This window comes from Streptomyces sp. NPDC006872, from assembly GCF_040635845.1.
Taxonomy (GTDB): Bacteria; Actinomycetota; Actinomycetes; order Streptomycetales; family Streptomycetaceae; genus Streptomyces.
This window is the reverse complement of the sequence record NZ_JBEYIL010000002.1, coordinates 307,779-331,309: the sequence shown is the minus strand read 5'-3', so window position 1 is coordinate 331,309 and position 23,531 is coordinate 307,779. Positions and strand designations below refer to the sequence as shown.

Here is a 23,531-nt window from a genome sequence, read left to right as displayed (position 1 = left end):
CAGCCGCCCCGGACGGGGCCGGGGCCGGCGGGCCCGCCGAAGGCCCGCCGACCCGCTGCCGACGCCTGCCCGGCCGACGTCGGTCCGGCGCGCTCCGCCACTCGGACGCGGCACCCGTGTGAGATCCCGGGTGTGACGCCTCCGATGCGGTAATTCCGCCGGAAACGGGAATTCGGAACCCCGAAGCGGGGAAATCGTCAGAGAGACAAACAGAGCAGACGCCGCGCGACGGACCATATGGGAGGGCCCGTGGATGCGCCAACCAAGCTCGTAGTCGTCGCGGTGGTGATCGCCGCCGTCCTGTTCGCCGTGGCCGCCGCGGTGCTGGTGCGTCTGGTCCGGGCCCGCCGGGGCCTCAGACGGGCGGGACTGCCCACCGGCCCGCGCTGGGTGTTCTGGGGGGCGGTCGCGTACTTCGTGCTTCCGGCCGACGCGCTGCCCGACCCCGTCTACCTGGACGACATCGGCGTCCTCCTGCTGGCCCTGCGTTCGCTGCGCCGAGCACCTGAGAACGCCCCGACCCAGGCCCCCGACTGACGTTCTCCGAAGCCGATTTCAACCCTGCCCGAGCCCGATCTCCCCTGCTCCGCGCCCTGGTCGAGGCCCAACTCCCCGATGATCACGGAGAGTAAGGAAACCAACCACCCGTTCGATTCGTATAAGTGACTGAAGGACGCACACATCCAGCAGCACTGAAGCGGGCCCGAGTGACGTCGCACAGCGGCACCGCTTGATCGAGGCAGTACCGACGAGGGAGAGACGATGCAACCGTTCACGCTCAACTACGCACGCCCTGCGGCCGAGTTGGAGTTCGCCACTCCGTACGCCTATGACCCCGGACTGCAGTTGAACGTGACTCTCGACGGCCGGATCGCCGCTCGTGATCACGCTCTGCTGAGAGAACTCGGGACCACGACCTCGACCGCGGGCTCCAAGACCCACTTCGACGACTGAACACGGACCGACGCAAATGACCGTGCTCATTCTGACCTGTGAAGAGGACGTCACCGCGGACATGGTGGTCGTGCACCTGAACGCCGCGGGCGTCCCGGTCGTCCGGCTCGATCCCGCCGACCTGACCTATTCCGTCGCGCTCTCCGGCGAGTACGTGCACGGAGCCTTCCGGGGCCATCTGTCGTCCGCCGGGCGGCTGGTGAGCCTCGACGGAGTCAGGTCGGTGTGGGTCCGCCGGCCCGGCTCCCCCGCGGCCAAGGCGCCCGAACCGTCCGCGTGGCTCACGGAGGAGGCCTCGCAGGCGCTGTACGGCATGCTCCGCGGTACCGACACGCGCTGGATGAACCATCCGGACGCGTCCCTGCGGGCCCGGCACAAGCCCTGGCAGCTCCGGCTCGCGCAGCGCAGCGGCCTGCCCGTGCCGGCCACCCTCATCACCACGTTCCCGCAGGCGGCCCGCGAGTTCGCGGACCGCTATCCGGATCTGGTGGTCAAGCCGGTGTCCGGGGCGCACCCGCAGGATCCGCCGCGTGCCGTGCCCACCACCAGGGTCCCGGCGGACGCCGACTTCGCCACCGTCGCCTACGGTCCGACGCTGCTGCAGCGCCGGGTGGCCAAGCGGGCGGACATCCGGTTGACCGCGGTCGGCGACCGTCTCCTGGCCGCCCGCAAGGAGACGGCTCCCGGAAGCGACCCGGACGTGGTGGACGTGCGCTTCTCGCCGTCCACCACCCCGTGGCGCCCCGCCGACGTCCCGCCGCGCCTCGCCGAGGCCGTGCGGAGGTATCTGCGGGAGGCCGAACTGGCCTACGGCGCCTTCGACTTCGCGGAGGACACCGACGGGACCTGGTGGTTCCTGGAGTGCAACCAGTCCGGGCAGTTCGGCTTCGTGGAGGTGGACACCGGCCAGCCGATCGCCCGCACCATCGCGGAGTGGCTGGCCGGGTCGCCCCCGGAGCGCACCGCCCGGCGAACCGACCGGTGCGGCTCGACCGCCGGCTGAGACACCAGGACTCCTGGCCGTCCTCAGACGGCCAGGAACAGTCCGCTCTCCGACTTCCCCACGGGCACCGCCGCCGCGGACTCCAGCAGCGCATCCGCCGCGGCGACCGCCTCCCGGACGTCGGCCGTGCCCATCAGCAAGCACAGGGTGTACGTCACGTCCTGGAGTTCACACACCGTCTGCGGCCGCTCCCGCTCCGCCTGAGCGATCTTCAGCGTCGCGTACCGGGCCAGCAACGTCCTGGCGACCTTCGGGTCCGGAACGATCACGAGCGCCCCTCTCTGCGGTGGTGCGCTGCGTGTGCCCGGACCAGGGCGGATCATGCACGTCGGACGGACCTGTCACCCGCCGGGGTCGAGATCGGGCCACCCGGGGTCGACGGGCCGTCACGCGACCTGCCCACTGTGCAGGTCCGTGTACGCGCCGCCGCGCCGCAGGAGTTCGTCGTGCGTGCCGGTCTCCAGGATCCGCCCCTCCCCCATCACCACGATCCGGTCCGCACCCCGCACGGTGGACAGCCGGTGCGCCACCACGAAGGTGGTGCGGCCGTGCAGCAGCCGGGCGAGGGCCTGTTGGACGAGCGCCTCGGACCGGGTGTCGAGCGCGGAGGTGGCCTCGTCCAGGACCAGCACCTTCGGGTCCCGGATCAGGGCGCGGGCGATGGCCAGGCGCTGCTTCTGCCCGCCGGACAGCCGGGCCCCACGCTCGCCGACGAGGGTGTCCGGACCGTCCGGGAGCCGCTCGACGAACTCCAGCGCGTTGGCGTCGCGCAGGGCCGCGCGGACGGTCTCCTCGTCGGCCTCGTCCTCCATGCCGTAGGCGACGTTCTCGCGGATCGTGCCGTCGAAGAGGATCGACTCCTGCGGCACCACCGACACGAACCGCCGGTAGGTGCGCAGATCGAGGGTGTTCATGTCGGTTCCGTCGAGCAGCACCCGGCCCGAAGTCGGCCGGATGAAGCCGATGACGAGGTTGAGCACCGTGGACTTGCCCGCGCCGGACGCCCCGACGAGGGCGACGGTCTCGCCCGGTGCGGCCGAGAGGGTGAAGTCGCGCACCGCCGGGCGGTCGTCGTCGTACGCGTAGCCGACGTCCTCGAAGCTCACGGACCCGTGCAGCGCGGTGAGTTCGGGTTTGCCCGCGTTGTCCTCCAACTCGGGCGCCTGGAGGACCTCGCCGACCGAACGCACCGACTCCAGGCCCTTGGTGATGACCGGGGCCAGCCCGGTCAGGGTGGTGGTGGAGTTGGTGAGGGTGGTCAGGAAGGCGCTGAGCATCACCACGTCGCCCGCGGTGACGCCCCACAGGCCGTAGTACGAGATCAGCGCGGCGCCGGTGAGGACGAGCACGCCGATCACGTTGAGCAGCACCCAGGCCAGCGAACCGAACCGTCCGTTGAGCAGGTCGAGGCGCATGCCGGAGGTGAGCAGCCGGCTGAGGACGCCGTCCATACGGCGCAGCGCCTTGCGCTCCAGGCCGTGGGCGCGGGTGACCGGGATCAGGCGGGTCATCTCGGTGACGCGGGAGGACAGGGTCTCCACCTCGTGCCGGAAGTCCTCGTTGTGGGTGCGCAGTCGGGCCCGCAGCCGGTCCACGAGCAGGGCGGCGGCGGGCACCACGACGAGGAAGACGGGCACGAACTCCGGGGTGCGCCAGGCGATGATGACGAGGCCGCCGGTGAGCACGGTGAGTGCGCCGAGGCCCTGTTCGGCGGTCTGCTGCACCATCTGCTCCACGGTCTCGACGTCCCGCACCACCTTGGCCTGGAGCACTCCGGCGCTGACCCGGGAGTGGTAGCCGATGGACAGCTGCTGCATCCGGGTGCAGAGCGCGGAGCGCAGGGTGGTTCCCATGCGGCGGACGCTGCCGTAGAGCAGGCGGACGTAGAGCAGGTGCAGCGGGTAGTTGACGAGCAGGATGAACAGGATGACTGCGGTGCTGGTCCAGAGTCGGCCGATCGGCTGGTGCTGGACGACGGTGTCGATGATGGACGCGGTGATCAGCGGCAGCAGCCACACCGGGCTGTGCTTGACCGTGAAGACGCCGGCCGCGGCGGCGAGGCTGCGGCGGTCGGCGCGCAGGAGGTAGGCGAGGGTGCGGATCGGGTGCTCGCCCCGGTATCGGTGGTCGAGCGGTCCTTCGTACGACGACGCCATGAACGTCGGTCCTCCTGGTGGTCGGGTCAGACGGCGGCGTCCAGCTCCGCGAGTTCAGCGGCGGTCAGGACGAGGTCCGTCGCGGCGAGGGAGTCGAGGATCGTCTCGGGACGGCTCGCGCCGGGAATGGGCACCACCACCGGCGACTTGGCGAGCATCCAGGCCAGGCAGACGCGCTGCGGGCTGACCCCGTGGGCCTCGGCCACATGGGCGAACGGCGCGTAGGAGGAGCCCAGTTCGCGGGCCCGGGCGATGCCGCCGAGCGGGCTCCACGGCAGGAACGCGATGCCGAGCTCGTCGCACAGGCGCAGTTCGGGCTCGCTGGAGCGGAAGGCCGGGGAGAACTGGTTCTGGACGGCGACGAGCCGGCCGCCGAGGATGTCGTTCGCCTGCCTGATCTGCTCGGGGTCGGCGTTGGAGACGCCGGCCGCGCGGATCTTGCCCTCGTCGAGCAGTTCGCGCACCGCGCCGACGGACTCCGCGTACGGGATCCGCGGGTCGGGGCGGTGGAACTGGTACAGGTCGATCGCCTCCACCCCCAGCCGGCGCAGCGAGGCCTCGCAGGCCGCCTTGAGGTGCTCGGGGCTGCCGTCCAGGGTCCAACTGCCGTCGCCGGGGCGCAGATGGCCGCCCTTGGTGGCGACCAGGACGTCCCCGCCCCGGTCGTGGGAGGCGAGGGCCTTGGCGATCAGGGTCTCGTTGTGGCCGACCTCGTCGGCGCCGAGGTGGTAGGCGTCCGCGGTGTCGATCAGCGTCACGCCGGCGTCCAGCGCGGCGTGGATCGTGGCCAGGGAGCGGGCTTCGTCCGGGCGTCCTTCGATCGACATGGGCATGGCGCCCAGACCGATCGCGCTGACGTCCCGGTCACCGATGCGGCGGGTCTGCATGGGCTCGCGACCTCTTTCGGAGTGCGGCTGCGGGCGGGCAAGGGGAAGTCCGGTGCACCGGAAGGTGAGGGCGGAACACCGGACGTCCTCCAGCCTGACCCCGCCGTCGGCCGCGGGTCCAACGCGAGAAAGCGAACGCATTCAGCAGCAGAGCCGCTCAATCGCCGGGAACACGTCACGCGGAGCCTGGCGGCGCAGGGTTCCGGTCGTTCCGGTCGTCTTTGTGCCGTCCCCCGAAGACGAATGGCCGGCGCGGGGCCAGTCTGGAAGTGTCACCTGCCGCGGTGACAGCGCTTACTCGCCCGAAGGAGACCAGGACGTGCCGCTTCCCGCCGAGAACCATCACAGCGACGCCTCGCCCGTCGCGCTCGCCGTCCGTCAGGCCGTCGTGGACGGGCTGATCGGGGAGGACCGGCCGGTGGCCGGGTTCCTCGACGTACGGGGCGTGCGCGACACCGTCGCCGGGCTGCACGAGGCGTTCGCGCAGGTGCCGGATGTGCTGCACGCCTTCGCCGCCAAGGCCTGTGCGCTGGTGCCCGTGCTGCGGCTGCTCGCCGACGCCGGGATGGGCTGCGAGGTGGCCGGCCCCGGCGAGCTGCGGCTGGCGCTGGACGCGGGGTTCGCCCCGGCGCGTATCGTGCTGGACTCGCCGGCCAAGACCCGCCGGGAGATCCGCGAGGCCCTCGCCCTGGGCGTCGCGCTCAACGCGGACAACCTCGACGAGCTCGAACGGATCGACGCGCTGCGCCCCGCGGACTGCGCGTCCGTGCTCGGGCTGCGGGTCAATCCCCAGGTCGGCGGCGGGTCCATCGGAGCGATGAGCACGGCGACCGCGACCTCCAAGTTCGGCGTGGCGCTGCGCGACCCGGGGGCCCGCGCGCGGGTCGTCGAGGCCTTCGCGCGGCGCCCGTGGCTGACCCGGCTGCACGCGCACGTGGGCTCGCAGGGCTGCCCGCTGTCCCTGATCGCGGCGGGCCTCGCGGCGACGCACCGGCTCGCCGAGGAGATCAACGCGTACGTCGGGCGCCGCCAGGTGACCAGCCTGGACCTGGGCGGCGGGCTGCCGGTGAACTTCGCCGACGACACGGTCACGCCGACCTACGCCGAGTACGTCGCCGCGCTCACGGCGGCGGAGCCGGCGCTGCTGGACGGCCGCTACCAGGTGGTCACCGAGTTCGGCCGCTCCCTGATCGCCAAGAACGGCTTCACGGCGGCCCTCGTCGAGTACGTGAAGGACGCGGGCGGCCGCCGGATCGCGCTCACCCACGCGGGCGGGCAGGTGGCCACCCGTACGGTCTTCATGCCGGAGGCCTGGCCGTTGCGGGTGTCCGCGTTCGGGCCGGACGGCACGCCCAAGCGGACGCCCCTCGTACGGCAGGACGTCGCCGGGCCGCTCTGCTTCGCCGGGGACGTCGTGGCCCACGACCGGCCGCTGCCGGAGCTCGCCGAGGGGGACCTGGTGGTGCTCCACGACACCGGCGGCTACTACTTCTCGGCGCACTGGTCGTACAACAGCCTGCCCAGGCCCGCCGTGTACGGCTATCTGCTCGACGGCGCCCACGTCACGTTCGCCACGGTCCGGTCCGCGCAGACGGTGCGGGAGATCTCCCTGGAGAGCGGTCTGGCCCAGGCTGACGCCCTGCTCACGGGCTTCACCGCGGCGGCCCGCCCCTGAGACGGGGCTGTCCAGGGCGTCCCTGCCTGTGCGAGGCTCGCCCACGGCAGAGATCACTTGAATGTTGGACAGCAACAGGGAGAGTCAGCGGTATGCGCATCGGTCTGCTCGGCACCGGCCCTTGGGCCCAGATGGTCCACGCGCCCGTCCTCGCCGCCCACGACGACCTGGACTTCGTCGGAATCTGGGGCCGGCGCCCGGAGGCCGCGAAGGAACTGGCCGACCGCCACGGGACCCGGGCCTACGACGACGTCGACGCCCTGCTGGCGGACGTGGACGCGGTGGCCGTCGCCCTGCCGCCGGACGTCCAGGCGCAGCTCGCGGTGCGGGCCGCCGGGGCCGGCTGTCATCTTCTGCTGGACAAGCCCGTCGCGGCGACGGTCGCGGGAGCGCAGGCCGTGGTGCGGGCGGCGACGAAGGCGCAGGTCGCCTCGGTCGTCTTCTTCACCAGCCGGTTCGGGTCCGAGCCCAGCGCCTGGATCGCCGAGCAGGCGGCCGCCGGAGGGTGGTTCACGGGACACGCCCAGTGGCTCGGGGACGTCTTCCACAGTGACGGCGACAGCCCGTTCGCCACGCCCTGGCGCGGCGAGAAGGGCGCCCTGTGGGACGTCGGTCCGCACGCGCTGTCCATGCTGCTGCCGGTCCTCGGCGACGTCCGCCGGGTGACGGCCGCGGCCCATGGCCCCGGCGACACCGTCCACCTCGTCCTGGACCATGCCGCCGGCGCCTCGAGCACACTGACGCTCAGTCTGACGGCCCCGCCCGCGGCGACGGGCGCGAGCCTCGAACTCCGCGGCACGGCCGGGGTGACCCAGCTCCCCCAGGGCACGGGAGACGCCCACACCGCCCTCACCCGGGCCGCGGACGAACTGCTCGCCGCGGCCCGCGACGGCCGCCCCCACCCCTGCGACGCGGCTTTCGGGCTGCGCGTGACGGAGATACTGGCCGAAGCCGAGGCGCTGTTGGAGGCCGGAACGCGCTGAGTCAGTCCGCCTGGCCCTCTTCGAAGGGCTCGTCGCTCCACCGGAACCAGGCCACGTCGTCCTCGATGTGCAGCAGGAACTCCGGGACGGGCCCGCGGGGCGAGATCAGCGACACCCGGCGGCGTATCTCGGCCTGCAGGAGTTCCCACTCCTGCCAGTCCTCGGCCTCCATGAGCACCAGCTCACGGGTGAACAGGGGCTCGACGGCGTGGTACGCCGGTCCGGCCGTGAAGCGCCCCGACAGCCAGGGGAAATCCGCCTCGGCGACGACGATCTCGCCGAGGTCCGCCCCGCCGGCGAGGTCGCGCACCTGCCAGACCTCGCCGTCGAACCCCATCACGCCTCCGTCACCCGAAGATCACCCGCTGATCACCCGACGATCACCCGCCGATCTCGAAATTTACCCGTTCCCGGACGATCGGGTAGCCGGCCCTGGCGAAGTGGGCCGCCATCGGGAAGTTGCCCTGGTCGGTGGCGGCGGCGATGAACTCGGCGCCCCGTTCGGCCAGGTAGTGCGTGCACTCGGCGAGCAGGTCGTAGGCGTACCCGTGGCCCCGCTGTTGCGGCAGGACGCCGATGAAGCCGACGCAGGGGCCGGAGGGGTTGTGGGCCGGGATGTGGATGCCGGCCAGATCGCCGTCCGGGGTGCGGGCGACCTGCCACCACTCGCGCGGGGACGGGCACCAGCGGAAGAAGTCCATCTCCTCCTGGGCGGCCTGGTCGAGGCCGCCTTCCTTGATGGCCTTGCGGGCATGGGCGTCGAGGGTGTCGGAGTGGATGCGACGCAGCGCGTCGAAGAAGACCGCGTCGTCGGGCTCGGGGGAGAAGATCAGCCGGCCGGGGCGCTCGGGCAGGCCGCACTGCGGGGTCCAGCGGTACACGAAGCGTTCGACCAGCGGGGTGTGGCCGGCCGCTCGGGCCACGGCGTGCCGGGCCTCGGCGGCGGCTCGCATGGCGGGGTCGTCCCGCCAGCCGCCGGGCATGACCAGCTCCAGGCCGACCTGCCAGGGTGCGGTGCGCAGGAGTTCGGCGGCGGCCTCCTCCTCGCCGTCGGCGAAGTCGAACCACTCGACGACGAGGGGTTCGGCGTCGTCCGGGCCGCCCCACCAGGCGGCGCGGGCGACGACGCGGCCGTCGCGCAGGGCGACGCGCTTCCACTGCGGGCGGTAGGCGATCCTGCCGAAGGCCTCGGTGGCGCGCAGCGGGTCGGGCAGGGTGTCGAACAGATGGACGTCGCTCTCGTCGAGAGCGCGGATGACCAGATCGGTCACGGATTCCTCCGGGATGCGTACGGATCGATGCGCTCCCGGGCGTCGGACACGGAGATCGGACTCAGCGGTCGGATCCAGCGGTCAGACGGGGCACGCCGGGGTCACGGGGTGGGAGCGCGGGATGGGTGTGAACTTCAAGGCGCTCGCCTCCTTCCGTGGGTGTCCGGGCGTGCGCTCACACGGTAGGGGGTCGTCCTCGCTCGCGTCCATCGGTTTTCTCGGCGTGCGCGGGCCCGTGCCGGGGTGGAGCGTGGGGGTGTGGCACGACAGGACGGGGACCGGCCGGACGGGCCGGGCCGGCGTGGGTGGCTGCGGGGCGCGCCGCCGCCGCGCTGGGTGCGGGCGCTGCCCCTCGTCCTGATCGCGGGCGTCTGCGCCGCCACGCTGGCCAGCCCCGACCCGCTGGACATCGGCTTCGTGCTGGGCGCGATCCCTCCGCTGGCCGTCCTGTCGTACGGTCCCGTGGCGACCGCGCTGCTCGGCGCGGCGGTCGTCGTCATGCTCAACGTGCCCGCGTTCCAGCTGGACCGGCCGGGGCAGACCGATGTGCTGACGGTGTGCTTCGTCGCCGTGCTGAGCGTGTTCGTGGCGTTCGTGCGCCGCCGCCGGGACGTCCAGCTGGACACCGAGCGCACGATCGCCGAGGCCGCGCAACGCGCCCTGGTGCCGCCGGTGCCCGAGCGGGTGGGGCCGGTGCGCTGCGCGGGCCTGTACCGGGCGGCGCAGGAGGGGACGCTGGTCGGCGGCGACTTCTTCGACGTGCGGACGAGCGCCCACGGGGTGCGGGCGGTCCTGGGCGATGTGCAGGGGCACGGGCTGGCGGCGGTGGCGACGGTGGCCGCGCTGCTCGGCGCGTTCCGGGAGGCGGTGCTCGACCTGCCGACCGTGGAGGAGGTGGCCGCCCGTCTCGACCGGCGGCTGGTGGTGGACTCGGCGCGGGTCGCCCATGCCGAGCTGTTCGCGACGGCCGTCCTGCTGGAGTTCACGCCGGACGCGGACGCCGTGCGCGTCGTCGTCTGCGGGCATCCGCCGCCGGTGCTGCTGCGCGAGGGTCGCGCGAGCGAGGTGGACGCCGTCCCGTGGACGCCCCTGGGGCTCGGCCTCCCGCAGGGCGCCGCGCTCACCGCGTACGTCCTGCCGCTGCGCCCCGGAGACCGGCTCTTCCTCGCCTCGGACGGCGTCTCGGAGGCCAGGGACGACGCCGGCGTCTTCTACCCGCTCCTCGACCGGCTGCCCGCCCTCGCCGCGGACGGCGACACCGACCCGGCGGCGACGGCCGACCGGGTGTGGGCGGACGTCCTGCGGCACTCGCCCACCGTCCGCGACGACGTCACGATGCTCGTTCTCGCGCCTGCGAGCCCTGACCGCTGAGGGTCTCCGCGTCGCCCTCGGCGTCGATGTGCGGCAGCACCCGGTCCAACCACCGTGGCGTCCACCAGGCGTGCTTCCCCAGCAGCGTCATCACGGCGGGCACCATGAGCAGCCGGACGACGGTGGCGTCGATCAGCACGCTGACCGCGAGGCCCAGGCCCAGCATCTTGACCACGATGTTGTCGCTGATGATGAACGCCGCGAACACGCTCACCATGATCAGGGCGGCGCAGGTGATGACCCGGGCGGTGATCTCCAGGGCGTGGGCGACGGAGTCCTCGGCGTCGCCGGTGCGCAGCCAGTTCTCGTGGACGCGGGAGAGCAGGAAGATCTCGTAGTCCATGCTCAGGCCGAAGATGATCGCGAACATCATCATCGGCACATAGCTCTCGATGGGCACATCGCCGTTGACGCCCAGCGCGGGACCGCCCCAGCCCCACTGGAAGACAGCGACGACGACGCCGTACGAGGCCGTGATCGACAGGACGTTGAGGACGGCGGCCTTCACCGCGACGAGCAGGCCGCGGAAGACGGCGAGGATGATCAGGAAGGCGAGGCCCACGACCACGCAGATGATCAGCGGCAGCCGGCTGGCGACGATGTCGCGGAAGTCGACCTGGGCGGCGGTGGTTCCGGTGACGTAGCCCTTGGCGTCGTAGCCGGAGACCGCGTCCGGCAGGGTCGTGTCCTTGAGCCGGTTCGTCAGTTCGGTGGTGACGGCGTCCTGCGGGGCCTGGCTGGAGTAGACGGTGGCGAGCAGGATGTCGCCGTCCTGGGTGGTCGTCAGCGGGGTGACGGTGGCCGCGTCGGGGACCGCGTCCAGGCTCTTCTGCGCCTGGGACTGGAGGTCGGAGCGTTTGTCGGAGGGGACGGACGTCTGGTCGATGACGACGGTGAGGGGCCCGTTGGAGCCGGGGCCGAAGGCGTCGGTCATCAGGTCGTAGGCCCGCCGGTCGGTGAAGGAGGTGGGATCGGCCCCGTCGCCGATGTGACCGAGCTGGATGGAGAAGACGGGGATGGCGAGGATCGCGATGACGGCGACGCCGCCCCCGAGGTACTGCCAGGGTCTGCGCTCGACGCGCTTGGCGTAGCGGTGCCAGGTGCCGTGCGGGGTGGCGCCCGGTTCGGCGTCGGTCTCGGCGACGGGCTTGCGCACATGCCAGCGGTCGATGTGGTGGCCGATGAGCCCGAGCAGGGCGGGGACGAGGGTGAGGGCGCCGATGACGGCGGAGACCACGGTGATGGCGGCGGCGAGGCCGAGTTTGCCGATGAAGGACACCCCGGACGCGTACAGGCCCATCAGGGCGATGATCACGGTGGTGCCGGAGACGAGAACGGCGCGGCCGCTGGTGGCGGTGGCGTGCCCGGCGGCCTCGGCGGGGTCGGCGCCGTTCATCAGGTTCTGCCGGTGCCGGGTGATCAGGAACAGGGCGTAGTCGATGCCCACGCCGAGGCCGATCATGGTGGCGAGGGTCGGTGAGACGGTCGCGAAGGTGAACGCGGCGGCCAGCAGGCCGAGGACGGCGAGTCCGCCGACGACCCCGACGAGCGCGGTGACCAGGGGCAGTCCGGCCGCGATGACACTGCCGAAGCCGATGAGCAGGACGACGACGGCGACCGCGAAGCCGATCGCCTCGCTGATGAGGTCATTGGCCTTGGGCCGGGCCAGTTCGCCGAGCGTGCCCCCGTACTCGACGTCGGCGCCGGCAGCCCGCAGCGGCTGGACGGCCTGGTCGACGCCGGTCAGGTAGCCGTCGCCGAGGGTGTTGGGCTGCTCGTCGAAGCGGACCGTGATGTAGCCGGTCTTTCCGTCGCTCGACACCGGACCGACCTTGGTCGGGCTGACCGAGAGGGGGTTCTGCACCGAGAGGACGTGGGGCAGCTTCTGCAGGTCGCCGACCGTGGTGGACATCTGCGAGCTCAGTGCGCTCAGGGCCTGTTCATCGTCGTGCAGGACGATCTGGGCGCTGTATCCGCCCGCCTGCGGGTCGTGCTCCTTGAGGACGTCGAGGCCCTTCTGGGACTGGGTGTCCGGCAACTGGAAGTTGTCCTCGTAGGTCCCGCCGACGGACCGGTCGAGCACCTGGAGGGCGACGAGGGCCACCAGCCAGGCGACGATCACGAGCAGGAAGTGGCGGGCGCACCAGGCGCCGAGCCTGCGCAGTCCCCCGCGTCGCGGTTTCCCAGCGGTGGTGGGTGCCATGCGCCCATTACACGTCCACTCGATCTTCGCGGCATCTCGGAGGCACCCGATCCGGAACTGATCGCGATTGCAGGCTGCGGCTACAGGATGAATGGTGTTAGTACATTCCTTCGGACCCGAGGAGCAGATGCCATGCCGAAGCCGAAGCCAGGCGCCTCCGGGCCGTCCCCGGACCGCGTCACCCCGGACGAACTGCTCCACACGCGCACCGGCACCGAGGTGTCGCCGGAGGACATGGTCCTCGTCACCGGGCGGGACCTCACGCCGCGCAACCTCGAGTGGGCCCGCCGCAAGCTCGACGAGGAGGGACCCTCCGCCATCGAGAAGCTGCTGCCGTGAGGTAGCCGGGCAGCGGCCTCTTCCGCCGCGGGCACCGCAACTGTCAGACTGCGGAGGATGCCCGACTTCGACATGCTCGTCCTCGGATCAGGTCCCGGCGGTCAGAAGGCCGCCATCGCCGCGGCCAAACTGGGCCGCCGGGTCGCCGTCGTCGACCGCCCCGACATGGTCGGCGGGGTCTCCCTCCACACCGGCACGATTCCCTCCAAGACGTTGCGCGAGGCGGTGCTCTATCTCACCGGGCTCACCCAGCGCGACCTGTACGGCCAGAGTTACCGCCTCAAGGAGAACATCACCGTCGCCGACCTGACCGCCCGGACCGAGCATGTGGTCGGGCGGGAGATCGACGTCATCCGCAGCCAGTTGTCCCGCAACCATGTCGCCCTGTTCGCCGGCACCGGCCGGTTCGTCGACGCGCACACGGTCGCCCTGCGCGAGATCACCGGGCAGGAGCGGCTGATCAGCGCCGAGCACATCGTGATCGCCACCGGGACGCGGCCGGCCCGGCCGGACAGCGTGGAGTTCGACGGGCGGACGATCCTCGACTCCGACAACGTCCTGACGGTCGAACGGGTGCCGCAGTCGATGGTGATCGTCGGCGCGGGTGTCATAGGTATGGAATACGCCAGTATGTTCGCCGCGCTCGGCAGCAAGGTGACCGTGGTGGAGAAGCGGGCCGGGATGCTCGACATGTGCGACGTCGAGGTCATCGAGTCGCTCAAGTACCACCTGCGGGACCTGGCGGTGGCCTTCCGGTTCGGGGAGACCGTGGCCGCCGTGGAGCGGCATCCCCGGGGCACCCTGACCGTGCTGGAGAGCGGCAAGAAGATCCCGGCGGACGCGGTGATGTACTCGGCCGGCCGGCAGGGCCTGACCGACGAACTCGACCTCGACAAGGCGGGGTTGGCGGCCGACCGGCGCGGCCGGATACCCGTCGACGAGCACTACCGCACGCAGGTCCCGCACATCTACGCCGTCGGTGACGTCATCGGCTTCCCGGCGCTCGCGGCGACGTCGATGGAGCAGGGCCGGGCGGCCGCCTACCACGCCTGCGGCGAACCCGTCGGGCAGATGCACCACCTCCAGCCGATCGGCATCTACACCATCCCGGAGATCAGCTTCGTGGGGCGGACGGAGGACCAACTCACCGAGGACCGGGTGCCCTTCGAGGTGGGCGTCGCCCGGTACCGCGAACTGGCCCGCGGGCAGATCATCGGCGACGCGCACGGCATGCTCAAACTGTTGGTCTCGCCCGAGGACCGCAAGCTGCTGGGCGTGCACTGCTTCGGCACCGGGGCGACCGAGCTGATCCACATCGGTCAGTCGGTGATGGGCTGCGGCGGGACCGTCGACTATTTGGTCAACGCGGTGTTCAACTACCCGACGCTGGCGGAGTCGTACAAGGTCGCCGCCCTGGACGCCACCAACCGGCTACGGCAGTTGGACCGCATCGGGGACTGAACAGGGGCCGAGCAAGGGCCGGGCAGGGGCCAAGCGGAGACAGAGCGGGGACCGAGCGAAGACCGAGCGGGGACCGAACCGGCGGTCATGAACATTACCCACCCGTCAATCTTGAAAGCTCAAACGGTGGGGCTATAGTCACTCGCACACTCGGTGTGACCGTCCGCCGACACAGAGCTGGAACGGTATCCTCCGCGCGCCCGCCGCCGACGTATCCCGAGGTCATCCCCTCTCGATGCGCGGCGGTGCTCCACTCCTCACCCCCCATACGCCGTCGGATCCTCCCCGACACCGGGCGGCGTGCACGACGGAAAGCGGCACAACGATGAGCAACAGCACCGGAAGAGGGCTCCAGGCGAACGTGCTGGGCACCTTCGACACGGTGGTGATGGCGGTCGCGGGCAGCGCCCCGGCCTACTCCATCGCCGCCACCACGGCGGTCCTGGCCGGCGCCGTGGGCCTGGCGGGTCCGGCGGCACTGCTGTACTGCGCGATACCCATGCTGGGCATCGCGCTGGCCTTCAGCCGGCTCAGCCGGATCGACGTCAACGCAGGCGCCAGCTACTCATGGGTGGGGCGCACGCTCCACCCCTTCCTGGGCTTCATCAGCGGCTGGGCGCTGGTCATCTCGGCGACCATCTTCATGGTCGCGGGCTCGCTGCCGGCCGGTTCGATGACGCTCGCCCTGTTCGACGAGGACCTCGCCGACAACACCGCCCTGTCGACCGTCGTCGGCGCCGCCTGGTTCCTGGTGATGCTGGCGGTGGTGCTGGGCGGGGCCCGGCTCACCGTACGCGCGCAGTTGATCATGTCGGGTGTGGAGCTGGCGATCCTGGCGCTGTTCGCGCTGCTCGCCGTCTTCCACACGGACAAGTCACTGCCGTTCGACTGGTCCTGGCTCGGTTTCAGTCACTTCGACGGGGTGTCCGGCTTCGCCTCGGGCGCACTGGTCGCCGCGTTCTACTACTGGGGCTGGGACGTGACCAGCAACCTCAGTGAGGAGACCCGCAACAGCCGCCGGACGACCGGTCTCGCGGGACTCATCGGCGTGGGCATCGTCTTCCTGCTGTTCGAGGTCTTCACCATCGCGGTGAACATCATCCTCAGCTCGCAGCAGATCGAGGACAACGGCGCGAACGTGCTGGCGGCGCTGGGCGAGGAGGTGTGGCCCGGCTGGGGCGGCAAGCTGCTGATCGTGGCCGTGATGCTGTCCACCGTCGCCACCCTGGAGACGACCCTCATCCAGGTCACCCGCTCCCTGTTCGCGATGGGACGCGACCGTACGATGCCGTCCGCGCTGGGCAAGGTGCACCGCGAGTGGAACACGCCCTGGGTGGCGATCTCGGTGGTGGGCGGGGTGGCGCTGGTGCTGTTCGTCGCCTCCAACGCGCTGGGCTCGGTGGGCGACATCCTCGGCGACGCGATCTCGGCGATCGGCCTGCAGATCGCCGTCTACTACGGCCTGGCGGGCCTGGCGGCCGTCGTCGCCTATCGCAAGACGCTGCTGAGGTCCCCGTCCGACTTCCTCCTCGGCGGGCTGTGGCCGCTGTTCGGCGCGCTGTTCATGTTCTGGATCTTCGTGGAGTCGCTCGGTGAGCTGGACCCCGCGGCGATCGCCATCGGCATCGGCGGACTCGCCCTGGGGCTGGTGCCGATGCTCTGGTACTGGCGGCAGGGCAGCGACTACTACCGGCCCGCCCGGCTGGACGCCTCGCAGACCGTCGAGACCGACTATCTGCCGGACGGCGACAAGGCCGGGCAGAGCGCCGTCCACGAGGGTCTCTCCACCGACTTCTGAGAGGGGACCCGATGGCGCGGGACCGCTTCGCCCCCGATTTCGACCCCGACTGCGGGGACGCCGCCCTCTCCTCCACCCGGCACGACATCGTCATCGGCCGCTGGCAGGGGCTGCGGGACCTGTTGCGCGCGACCGGACCCGACTGGCTCGTCCGCGGTCACCGGGTCCGGCTGCTGGCGCAGGCCTGCGCGGGCAGTTCGACGGTGGAGACCTGGCTGGCCGCCGAGCCGCACAGCGCCGACGCGCTGGTGCTGCGGGCGGCCACGGAGACCGCCCGGGCGTTCAACGTCGCCATCGCGGCCGGCCGGGGCGCGCCGGTCGACCGGACCCGCGTCGACGCCGCGGTGCTGGCCTGTCTGGCCGCGACCGAGGCGTATCTGGACGACCCCACACCGTGGACCTCGCTGATCTCGGTCGCCCGGCTCTACCCGTCCGGGGTCCGGCGGCAGGAACTGGCCCGCTGGTGGGACGAGTTGCACCGGCGGGACCCCTACAGCATGGAGGGCCACCTCCAGGTCCTGCACTACTACTCCGCCCGCTGGCACGGCTCGCACGGCCTGATGTACGACTTCGCCCGGGACGCGGCCGGCGTGGCCCCGCCGGGCTGTCCGCTGCCGGTGCTGGTGCAGTACGCGCGCGTCGAGGAGTTCCGCCACACCCTCGACGCCGCGCAGGGCCGTTCCGCCTCGGTGGCCCTGAGCCAGCACTGGAAGAACGACGGCGCCGTCAGCGACGTCCGCCGCACCTGGGAGCGCTGGATCATGGGCCGCTCGGGAGAGGCCGTCGCCCCGGGCGAGTTGCGCGACTTCAACTACCTCGCGCACGCCGCGTGTTCGGCGGGCGCCTCGGATGTGGCGGCGCCGCTGCTGCGGACCCTCGGCCGCCGGGCGACCCGCGCTCCCTGGTCGTTCACCGGGGATCCCACGCAACAGCTCGTCAAGTGGCGCAAGGAGTGGGGGGTACGCGACTGAACCGGGCGCTCTGCCCCGGCCGCCGGGTCACGGAGCGGCGTTCGGGCCGTCCGGCCGACTGCCGCGGCGCTCGACCATCTCACGGCTGAGCCCCTCCGTCTCCGGCTCGGGCAGCCGCTCGAAGCCCTCCTCGGTGATCACCGAGACGATCGGGAAGATCCGGCGGCTGATGTCGGGGCCGCCGGTGGCGGAGTCGTCGTCCGCCGCGTCGTACAGGGCCTGGAGCGCGGCGAGGGCCGCATCCCGCCGGGACATGTCGGCGCGGTACAGCTTCTTCAACGCCCCGCGCGCGTACGGGGAGCCGGAGCCCTCGGCGTGGAAGGGCGACTGCTCGTACAGGCCGCCGGCCACGTCGAAGCTGAATATACGGCCCCGGGCGCCCGAGGCGGCGGCCGCGGTGTCGTAGCCGACCAGGAGCGGGACGACGGCGAGGCCCTGCATGGCCTGACCGAGGTTCTGCCGGATCATCGTGGCCAGCCTGCGCGCCTTGGCGCCGAGCGTCATGGCGACGCCCTCGACCTTCTCGAAGTGCTTGAGCTCGACCTGGTACAGCTTCACCATGTCCAGGGCCAGGCCGACGGTGCCGGCGAAGGCGACGGCGGTGTGGTCGTCCGCCGGGTGCACCTTCTCCAGGTCGCGCTGCGCGATGACGTTGCCCATGGTGGCGCGGCGGTCACCGGCGATCAGCACACCGTCGCGGTAGGTGAGCGCCAGCACGGTGGTGCCGTGCGGGAAGCTGTCCGGGGCGGCCCGGACGCCGTCCGGGAACGGCGGGCGGGTCGGGAGCAGCTCGGGGCGGTGCACCGCCAGGAACTCGCTGAACGAAGAGCCTCCCGCCGTGAAGAACTCCTCGGCCAGCCGGCCCTCCTGCCCACGCTCGCCCATACCGCTCATGTCATTCCTCTCGCCGCCCGATCCGACATCCCCTACCTACCAGCGGCCCACGGCCGGGAAACTCAGTCGTGCGGGAACGAGTGGTGCTCGTGGGCGATCAGCCAGCGGCCGCGCTCCTTGCGCAGGCCGAAGGTCAGCCGTAGCCGCAGGGTGGGCTGCGCGGCCAGTTCCTGTGGTGTGCCGCAGCGCAGCAGGGCGTGTGCGTAGGCGACGTCGTGCCCGGCGGTGACGTCGAGCGTGTCGATGTCGAACAGGGCGCCCTGCGCCTGCCAGGCGAAGAACGGCGGCCAGCAGGCCCGGTAGGCGGCCAGCCCGCGGATGCCCTCGTGCGGCGCGGGCACGTCGTACATGACGAGGTCCTCCGCGTGTCCGGCGACGACGGTGTCGAGGTCGCCCCGGTGGACGGCGGCGGCCCAGCGGCTGATCAGGACGCGGATCTGCGTCTCGTCGTCGTACACGGTCGTCCTCCTTTCTCCGTGGGGTCTCCTTCCAGGAGACTGCGACACTCGGCTGTGTGCTCACTTTCGACGATCTGCTGTCGCGCGCCCGCGCGCTCGCCGGGGACGGGCGGCGGCGTGTGCTGCTCGGCATCGCGGGCAGCCCCGGCGCGGGCAAGACCACTCTGGCCGAGCGGCTGGCGCGGGAGCTGGACGGCGCCGCGCACGTCCCGATGGACGGCTTCCACCTCGCCGACGCAGAGCTGGACCGGCTCGGCCGCCGCGACCGCAAGGGCGCGCCGGACACCTTCGACGCGGCCGGGTACGCGGCCCTGCTGCGGCGGCTGCGGGAGGACACCGACGAGGTGGTGTACGCGCCCGGCTTCGAGCGGGTGCTGGAACAGCCGATCGCGGGGGCCGTCCCGGTGGCGCCGTCCGCCCGGCTGATCGTCACGGAGGGCAACTACCTGCTCCTCGGCACGGGCGCGTGGACGCGCGTGCGCGCCGAGCTGGACGAGGTGTGGTTCTGCGAGACCGACGAGGAGGAGCGTGTCCGCCGCCTGGTCGCCCGGCACGAGCAGTTCGGCAAGGGGCATGCGGAGGCGGTGGCCTGGGTGGATCGAAGCGACCGGCGCAACGCCGAGCTGGTGGCGGCGACGCGGGAGCGGGCGGATCTGGTGGTGCGCGTACCCGTCTGACGCCGACCGCGTTGTCAGTGCCTGCCGTTACGGTCGGTGGCATGACTGATGGAATCGTGTGGCTGGTGGACGACAGCGGCTGGACGTCGGGGGTCGTCTTCGCGCGGGGCATCTCGCCCGAGGAGCTGGCCGTGCGCATGGGAGGCGCCCCGGGCGGCGCGACGGAGCCGATCACCCACGCGGACGTGTCGGAGCTCGAGATGGAGATCTACCGGCCGGGCGCGGACGGGGACGGCGTGATCCGCGTGGGCCGGTCCGGGGAGTGGTCCTTCGCCTTCGAGTACGGCGACTCCACCGGCGCCGACCTGCTCGAGGAGATATCCGCGGACGGCGTCGAGGCCGTGCACTACGTGCCGCCCCTGGAACACCCGCCCGCCACCTTCCGCTACGCGCGCGACGGTGTGTTCGTGACCGGGCACGGCCTGACGGAGGAGATCTGGCGCTGGGGGCAGGAGCCTGATCTGCTCCTGCCCGACCTGGTCGCCGCGGGGATCCTGAGCGCCGACGGAAAGACGTACTTCCCGCCGGAGGACGAGCACTACAAGAAGGCGTACCGCCGCAGCCTGGGCGTCGTGGAGCGGCGGTTCGGGCTGTCCCTGTCCCCCGCGTTCCTCCAGGACGCCCAGCTGCCCGCGTACGCGGTGCGCGGCGAGCCGGACATGGACCTCAACGGCTGACCGCCCGCAGCGTCAACTGCGGCTCGGCGTGCGCGTCGGCAGGGCCGAGTACGGCGGTGAAGGCGTCCGTGGTCAGGACGAGCCCGTCCTCGCCCCACGCCGCCGACACCGCGAGGGGCTCCTCGACGCCGTGGCGCACGGCGAAGACGTGGAGGTCGTCCGGCGCGTCCGCGATCGGGCCGGCCTCCAGGGCGCTCGAACCGACCAGGTGGGCCCATCCCTTGTCCGGGTTTCCGTAGCCGCGCGGGTCCTCGGCGAGGGCGAACGCGGCCTGTTCCTGGGTGAGTTCGGCGCGGGCGTCGAAGTGCTCCGGGCCCTGTGCCTCGGGGTGGGTCAGGCGCAGGGCGCCCGCCGAGGAGACGGCCGCGTGGGCGGTGCGTCGGACCCGGTCGCCGTCGTCCTCGGCGTAGGGCAGTCCGGCCAGCAGGTACGGCGTGCCGGTGAGGCGCTCCACGGCGACCGTCGTCCACAGGGTGGTGCCGTCGGTGACGTACAGGGAGCGCACGGACCGCAGGACGTGGTCGCGGCCGACGACCGGCTTGGTGACCAGTTTGGCCGTGAGGCCGTCGGCCCGGGCGTCGCGGACGCGGACCTCGCCCATGGGGCGGCAGAGCAGGAAGCCGTCGGTGACGGGGCCGAAGCCGTGCTGGCGGCCGACCGCGGCGGGCAGGCAGTAGGTCCCGGCCGCCTCGATCACCGCCGGGGTCATGTGGTCGTCGAAGGCCACCGAGACCGTGCCGGCGCGCAGTTGGTGCCGTGCGGGCGCGGCGCAGGGCGTGCGGTGCCAGGGTGTGTCGTCCTGGATCTGCCAGACCAGCATCCACGCGAAGTGGCCGTCCACCCCGCCGTCCGCCTTGACCGCGTGCCGGGCCCAGCGGCTGTCGCCCCGGTAGCGGCCCAGGTCGGAGCCGATGCGCGCGCCGAAGTAGCGCAGTCCGAGGACCGACTCGAAGGCGGAGTGCTGTTCGCTGTAGCGGGGGCCGCCGTTGTCGAAGCCGCCGCCGGTGAGGCGGGCGTCGAGGTAGCGGGCGAGGGCGTCGCCGTCCTCGGCGAAGACGGCCTCGCCGCTGACCCGGTGGGCCTGGGCGAGGAAGGAGAGGGAGATCGGGCCGTAGTTGTTGTCGTAGGCGCCGCCGTGCTCCGGCGGGAGCAGTGCGCCCCGGTCGCGCACCCGGTGGGCGCGGATCTCGGCGCAGTACAGCTCCAGTGCCCGGGCCCGGACCTCGGCCCCCTCCGGGGCGGGCAGCAGGGCGGCCAGCATCAGGCCGCCGACCACACAGCCGATCGCCTGGTTGCCGGCCTCCTGCGGGTTGAAGAAGGTGGCCCCGGTGAGCCAGCTCCAGTAGCCGCGCGCCACTTCCAGCAGTTCGGCGCGCTGTTCGTCGTCGATCAGGCCGTCGGCCGTGTCGAGGACGTTCACGGCCTGGAGCAGCGCCCACACCGTGCTGGGCCAGTCGCCGATCGGGTGCGCGCCGGCCGCCAGGGTGTAACGGGCGTACGGCAGGCCGCAGTCGCGCACCCGCAGGTTCGGGTAGCCGGGGTTGTCGTCCCGGTAGACCCGCTCGCGCAGATGGAAAGCGAGGCTGCGGCGGACCGCGTCCGGCAGCCGCGGGTCCTTGCCGCGCTGCCAGGCCAGGGCCAGCAGTGAGGTGATGCCGAGGGAGGTGTCGCCGATGTCGTCGACGCAGTCGGGGTGCTCGAGGTTGCCCTCCGGCGTCAGCCGCCGCAGGGCCTGCTCGACGACGTCGGCGAGGACGGCGTCGTACGCCTCGGGGGTGTCGGGCAGGTCGTGCAGCGGGCCGCGCTGGTGGAGAAGGTGCACGCGGGATCAGCCCTTCATACCGGAGGTCGCCAGTCCTTCGACCAGCCTCTTCTGGAAGATGAGGAAGCAGATGAGCGTCGGCAGGAGGGCGAGTGTCGACATGGCGAACATCGCGCCGTAGGACGAGCCGCTGGTCTGGTCCAGGAAGAGGGTCAGGCCGAGGGGAACGGTGAACTTGTCGTTCTGCTGGAGGTAGACGAGCTGGTGCAGGAAGTCGTCGTACGTCCAGATGAAGGTGAAGATCGTGGTGGTGACCAGGGCCGGCTTCATCAGCGGCAGGATGATCTTCCAGTAGATCTGCCAGGGGTTGGCGCCGTCCATCATGGCCGCGTGGTCCAGCTCGCGCGGGATGGAGCGGATGAACTGGACCATCAGGAAGATGAAGAAGGCGTCCACCGCGAGGAACTTCGGCACGATCAGCGGCAGGTAGGTGTTGATCCAGGTCAGGTTGTAGAAGATCGTGTACTGCGGGATCAGCACGGCCTGGGTGGGCAGCATCAGCGTGCCGAGCATCAGGCCGAACCAGATCTTCTTGCCGCGGAACTCGAAGCGCGCGAAGGCGTAGGCGGCCAGCGAGCAGGAGACGACGTTGCCTATCACCGCGCCGATCGTGACGATCAGCGAGTTGGTGATGTACAGCGAGAAGGAGTTGCCCGAGCCGCTCCAGCCGTCCGCGTAGTTCTGCGGGTTCAGCTTGTTCGGGATCAGACCGGGGTGGGTGAAGATCTCGGTGTCGGGCTTGATCGAGCTGCTGAGCATCCACAGCAGCGGGTAGAGCATGACGATCGCGACGCCGATGAGCAGGGTGTGGATGAAGATGCGGCGGGCGCCGGTGGCCGAGCGGAGCTTCTGCAACGGCGACGCATTGGGGGTGATGGCGGACATGGGGGAAGGGACTCCTCGCTCAGACGTCAGGCGTCAGTCGTCGTAATGGACCCAGTAGCGGCTGGCGATGAAGTTGACCGCCGTGAAGCCTGCGATGACCAGGAACAGCACCCAGGCCAGGGCCGAGGCGTATCCCATCTGGAGGTCGGTGAAGCCCTTCTTGTACAGGTAGAGGGAGTACAGCATCGTCGAGTTGAGGGGTCCGCCGGTGCCGTTGCTGATGACGAAGGCGGGGGTGAACGTCTTGAACGCGTCGATGATCTGGAGCACGACGTTGAAGAAGACGATCGGGGTCAGCAGCGGCAGGGTGATCTTGAAGAAGCGGGTGACGGGGCCGGCGCCGTCGATCGCGGCGGCCTCGTACACGTCCCGCGGCAGCTGCTTGAGGCCGGCGAGGAAGATGACCATCGGGGTGCCGAACTGCCAGACGGCCAGCAGGATCAGCGTGTAGATCGCGGTGTCGGGGCTGGAGATCCAGTCCTGGCCCTCGATGCCGAACCAGCCGAGGAAGTCGTTGAACAGTCCGTCGCCGCCGAAGACCTGGCGCCACACGATGGCGACGGCCACCGCTCCGCCGAGCAGCGAGGGCAGGTAGAAGGCGGCCCGGTAGAGGCCGATGCCCTTGAGGTCCCGGTTGAGCAGCATCGCCACGCCGAGGGCGAGCGCGAGCTTCAGCGGGACGGAGACGACCACGTACAGGAGCGTGGCGTGCACCGTGTCCCAGAAGACCGGGTCGTGGGCGAACATCCGCTCGTAGTTGTCGGTGCCCACCCACTTCGCGGGCGTCAGAAGGTCGAAGTTGGTGAAGGACAGATACAGCGAGTCGAGCATCGGGTAGATCGTCAGGCCGAACAGGCCGACGAACCAGGGGGCCAGGAAGAGGTACGGCCACCAGCCTCCGCCCCGCCGTCTGGCGAGGCGGCGGCGCATACGGTCGCGCTCCCGCTGGTCGGACGGGGTCGCCGGGGTCGGCGCCTCCTTCACGACCTCATCGGTCTTCGCGGTGGTCATACTCATCTCCCTGACCCTCTCCCGGTGTTTCTGCG

Annotated in this window: 23 protein-coding genes; 12 read left to right on the top strand and 11 right to left on the bottom strand. The window is 71.4% G+C overall.

The genetic code is table 11. From position 1 onward, the window contains the following. Positions 1-249 precede the first annotated feature (249 nt). The 3 genes from ABZ725_RS06575 (at position 250) to tgmB (ending at position 1,957) form a co-directional block, all read left to right on the top strand. Positions 250-537 carry a YkvA family protein gene (locus tag ABZ725_RS06575; protein ID WP_358801635.1) on the top strand — a complete coding sequence of 96 codons (288 nt, stop codon included), beginning with the start codon at positions 250-252 and terminating at the stop codon, positions 535-537. 225 nt (positions 538-762) lie between these two features. Beyond that, complete coding sequence (tgmA, locus tag ABZ725_RS06570) at positions 763-954, top strand: putative ATP-grasp-modified RiPP (RefSeq protein ID WP_351911565.1); 192 nt, start codon at positions 763-765, stop codon at positions 952-954. Positions 955-970: 16 nt separating this feature from the next. Then, the gene (tgmB, locus tag ABZ725_RS06565; RefSeq protein WP_351911564.1) at positions 971-1,957 is read left to right on the top strand and encodes an ATP-grasp ribosomal peptide maturase; all 987 of its coding nucleotides are present in this window, start codon (positions 971-973) and stop codon (positions 1,955-1,957) included. Between the two features lie 23 nt (positions 1,958-1,980). Here the strand turns inward: tgmB and ABZ725_RS06560 are convergent, their stop codons facing one another. From ABZ725_RS06560 to ABZ725_RS06550, 3 genes are all read right to left on the bottom strand, one after another. Continuing rightward, positions 1,981-2,226 (bottom strand): DUF5133 domain-containing protein, encoded by a 246-nt coding sequence (locus ABZ725_RS06560; RefSeq protein WP_358801634.1) that lies wholly within the window; start codon positions 2,224-2,226, stop codon positions 1,981-1,983. A gap of 117 nt (positions 2,227-2,343) precedes the next feature. After that, positions 2,344-4,113, bottom strand: a complete 1,770-nt coding sequence (locus ABZ725_RS06555; RefSeq protein WP_358801633.1) for an ABC transporter ATP-binding protein — start codon at positions 4,111-4,113, stop codon at positions 2,344-2,346. Between the two features lie 26 nt (positions 4,114-4,139). Next, complete coding sequence (locus tag ABZ725_RS06550) at positions 4,140-5,000, bottom strand: aldo/keto reductase (protein ID WP_358801632.1); 861 nt, start codon at positions 4,998-5,000, stop codon at positions 4,140-4,142. A 319-nt stretch (positions 5,001-5,319) separates the two neighbouring features. On the opposite strand from ABZ725_RS06550, the gene ABZ725_RS06545 reads away from it, so the two are divergent. After that, positions 5,320-6,675: a diaminopimelate decarboxylase gene (locus ABZ725_RS06545; RefSeq protein ID WP_358801631.1), complete on the top strand. Its 1,356-nt coding sequence runs from the start codon at positions 5,320-5,322 to the stop codon at positions 6,673-6,675. Between the two features lie 92 nt (positions 6,676-6,767). Next, on the top strand, positions 6,768-7,658 hold the full coding sequence (locus ABZ725_RS06540; RefSeq protein ID WP_358801630.1) for a Gfo/Idh/MocA family oxidoreductase: 891 nt from the start codon (positions 6,768-6,770) through the stop codon (positions 7,656-7,658). A gap of 1 nt (position 7,659) precedes the next feature. On the opposite strand, the gene ABZ725_RS06535 is transcribed toward ABZ725_RS06540, so the two are convergent. Both ABZ725_RS06535 and ABZ725_RS06530 read right to left on the bottom strand, forming a co-directional pair. Next, complete coding sequence (locus tag ABZ725_RS06535) at positions 7,660-7,995, bottom strand: hypothetical protein (RefSeq protein ID WP_358801629.1); 336 nt, start codon at positions 7,993-7,995, stop codon at positions 7,660-7,662. Between the two features lie 43 nt (positions 7,996-8,038). Then, on the bottom strand, positions 8,039-8,929 hold the full coding sequence (locus ABZ725_RS06530) for a GNAT family N-acetyltransferase (RefSeq protein WP_358801628.1): 891 nt from the start codon (positions 8,927-8,929) through the stop codon (positions 8,039-8,041). A 258-nt stretch (positions 8,930-9,187) separates the two neighbouring features. Here ABZ725_RS06530 and ABZ725_RS06525 point away from each other — a divergent pair, with 258 nt between their 5' ends. Next, complete coding sequence (locus ABZ725_RS06525) at positions 9,188-10,300, top strand: PP2C family protein-serine/threonine phosphatase (protein ID WP_358801627.1); 1,113 nt, start codon at positions 9,188-9,190, stop codon at positions 10,298-10,300. On the opposite strand, the gene ABZ725_RS06520 is transcribed toward ABZ725_RS06525, so the two are convergent. Beyond that, a complete protein-coding gene (locus ABZ725_RS06520; RefSeq protein ID WP_358801626.1) occupies positions 10,260-12,503 on the bottom strand; it encodes an MMPL family transporter in 2,244 nt (747 codons plus the stop codon). The two genes, ABZ725_RS06525 and ABZ725_RS06520, sit on opposite strands and share 41 nt — an antisense overlap. Before the next feature lie 132 nt (positions 12,504-12,635). On the opposite strand from ABZ725_RS06520, the gene ABZ725_RS06515 reads away from it, so the two are divergent. The 4 genes from ABZ725_RS06515 (at position 12,636) to ABZ725_RS06500 (ending at position 17,072) form a co-directional block, all read left to right on the top strand. Continuing rightward, the gene (locus ABZ725_RS06515) at positions 12,636-12,842 is read left to right on the top strand and encodes a hypothetical protein (RefSeq protein WP_351911554.1); all 207 of its coding nucleotides are present in this window, start codon (positions 12,636-12,638) and stop codon (positions 12,840-12,842) included. Positions 12,843-12,899: 57 nt separating this feature from the next. Further along, positions 12,900-14,303, top strand: coding sequence for a Si-specific NAD(P)(+) transhydrogenase (gene sthA / locus ABZ725_RS06510; protein ID WP_358801625.1), 1,404 nt, complete (start codon positions 12,900-12,902; stop codon positions 14,301-14,303). Positions 14,304-14,628: 325 nt separating this feature from the next. Then, complete coding sequence (locus tag ABZ725_RS06505) at positions 14,629-16,101, top strand: APC family permease (protein ID WP_358801624.1); 1,473 nt, start codon at positions 14,629-14,631, stop codon at positions 16,099-16,101. A gap of 11 nt (positions 16,102-16,112) precedes the next feature. After that, positions 16,113-17,072 (top strand): hypothetical protein, encoded by a 960-nt coding sequence (locus ABZ725_RS06500; RefSeq protein WP_358801623.1) that lies wholly within the window; start codon positions 16,113-16,115, stop codon positions 17,070-17,072. Positions 17,073-17,099: 27 nt separating this feature from the next. Here the strand turns inward: ABZ725_RS06500 and prcB are convergent, their stop codons facing one another. Both prcB and ABZ725_RS06490 read right to left on the bottom strand, forming a co-directional pair. Then, on the bottom strand, positions 17,100-17,957 hold the full coding sequence (gene prcB, locus ABZ725_RS06495; RefSeq protein WP_358802056.1) for a proteasome subunit beta: 858 nt from the start codon (positions 17,955-17,957) through the stop codon (positions 17,100-17,102). Positions 17,958-18,028: 71 nt separating this feature from the next. Continuing rightward, entirely contained in the window at positions 18,029-18,424 is a 396-nt protein-coding gene (locus tag ABZ725_RS06490; protein ID WP_351911550.1) for an SgcJ/EcaC family oxidoreductase, read from the bottom strand. Between the two features lie 56 nt (positions 18,425-18,480). Here ABZ725_RS06490 and ABZ725_RS06485 point away from each other — a divergent pair, with 56 nt between their 5' ends. Then, positions 18,481-19,101, top strand: coding sequence for a nucleoside/nucleotide kinase family protein (locus ABZ725_RS06485; RefSeq protein ID WP_358801622.1), 621 nt, complete (start codon positions 18,481-18,483; stop codon positions 19,099-19,101). A 41-nt stretch (positions 19,102-19,142) separates the two neighbouring features. After that, entirely contained in the window at positions 19,143-19,778 is a 636-nt protein-coding gene (locus ABZ725_RS06480; protein ID WP_358801621.1) for a DUF6461 domain-containing protein, read from the top strand. On the opposite strand, the gene ABZ725_RS06475 is transcribed toward ABZ725_RS06480, so the two are convergent. From ABZ725_RS06475 to ABZ725_RS06465, 3 genes are read right to left on the bottom strand one after another with little or no spacing between them, the layout of a single operon-like run. Continuing rightward, the gene (locus ABZ725_RS06475; protein ID WP_358801620.1) at positions 19,768-21,600 is read right to left on the bottom strand and encodes a hypothetical protein; all 1,833 of its coding nucleotides are present in this window, start codon (positions 21,598-21,600) and stop codon (positions 19,768-19,770) included. The genes ABZ725_RS06480 and ABZ725_RS06475 overlap by 11 nt on opposite strands. A gap of 6 nt (positions 21,601-21,606) precedes the next feature. After that, on the bottom strand, positions 21,607-22,485 hold the full coding sequence (locus ABZ725_RS06470) for a carbohydrate ABC transporter permease (RefSeq protein WP_358801619.1): 879 nt from the start codon (positions 22,483-22,485) through the stop codon (positions 21,607-21,609). A gap of 33 nt (positions 22,486-22,518) precedes the next feature. Further along, the gene (locus tag ABZ725_RS06465; protein WP_358801618.1) at positions 22,519-23,496 is read right to left on the bottom strand and encodes a sugar ABC transporter permease; all 978 of its coding nucleotides are present in this window, start codon (positions 23,494-23,496) and stop codon (positions 22,519-22,521) included. Between the last annotated feature and the right edge of the window lie 35 nt (positions 23,497-23,531).

What these genes read in the sequence shown, in the direction of transcription:
- tgmA (WP_351911565.1), top strand. Translation starts at nt 763, where the DNA reads ATGCAACCGTTCACGCTCAACTACGCACGCCCTGCGGCCGAGTTGGAG.
- tgmB (WP_351911564.1), top strand. Translation starts at nt 971, where the DNA reads ATGACCGTGCTCATTCTGACCTGTGAAGAGGACGTCACCGCGGACATG.
- ABZ725_RS06555 (WP_358801633.1), bottom strand. Translation starts at nt 4,113, where the DNA reads ATGGCGTCGTCGTACGAAGGACCGCTCGACCACCGATACCGGGGCGAG.
- ABZ725_RS06550 (WP_358801632.1), bottom strand. Translation starts at nt 5,000, where the DNA reads ATGCAGACCCGCCGCATCGGTGACCGGGACGTCAGCGCGATCGGTCTG.
- ABZ725_RS06540 (WP_358801630.1), top strand. Translation starts at nt 6,768, where the DNA reads ATGCGCATCGGTCTGCTCGGCACCGGCCCTTGGGCCCAGATGGTCCAC.
- ABZ725_RS06535 (WP_358801629.1), bottom strand. Translation starts at nt 7,995, where the DNA reads ATGGGGTTCGACGGCGAGGTCTGGCAGGTGCGCGACCTCGCCGGCGGG.
- ABZ725_RS06520 (WP_358801626.1), bottom strand. Translation starts at nt 12,503, where the DNA reads ATGGCACCCACCACCGCTGGGAAACCGCGACGCGGGGGACTGCGCAGG.
- ABZ725_RS06515 (WP_351911554.1), top strand. Translation starts at nt 12,636, where the DNA reads ATGCCGAAGCCGAAGCCAGGCGCCTCCGGGCCGTCCCCGGACCGCGTC.
- sthA (WP_358801625.1), top strand. Translation starts at nt 12,900, where the DNA reads ATGCCCGACTTCGACATGCTCGTCCTCGGATCAGGTCCCGGCGGTCAG.
- ABZ725_RS06505 (WP_358801624.1), top strand. Translation starts at nt 14,629, where the DNA reads ATGAGCAACAGCACCGGAAGAGGGCTCCAGGCGAACGTGCTGGGCACC.
- ABZ725_RS06500 (WP_358801623.1), top strand. Translation starts at nt 16,113, where the DNA reads ATGGCGCGGGACCGCTTCGCCCCCGATTTCGACCCCGACTGCGGGGAC.
- prcB (WP_358802056.1), bottom strand. Translation starts at nt 17,957, where the DNA reads ATGGGCGAGCGTGGGCAGGAGGGCCGGCTGGCCGAGGAGTTCTTCACG.
- ABZ725_RS06480 (WP_358801621.1), top strand. Translation starts at nt 19,143, where the DNA reads ATGACTGATGGAATCGTGTGGCTGGTGGACGACAGCGGCTGGACGTCG.
- ABZ725_RS06470 (WP_358801619.1), bottom strand. Translation starts at nt 22,485, where the DNA reads ATGTCCGCCATCACCCCCAATGCGTCGCCGTTGCAGAAGCTCCGCTCG.
- ABZ725_RS06465 (WP_358801618.1), bottom strand. Translation starts at nt 23,496, where the DNA reads ATGACCACCGCGAAGACCGATGAGGTCGTGAAGGAGGCGCCGACCCCG.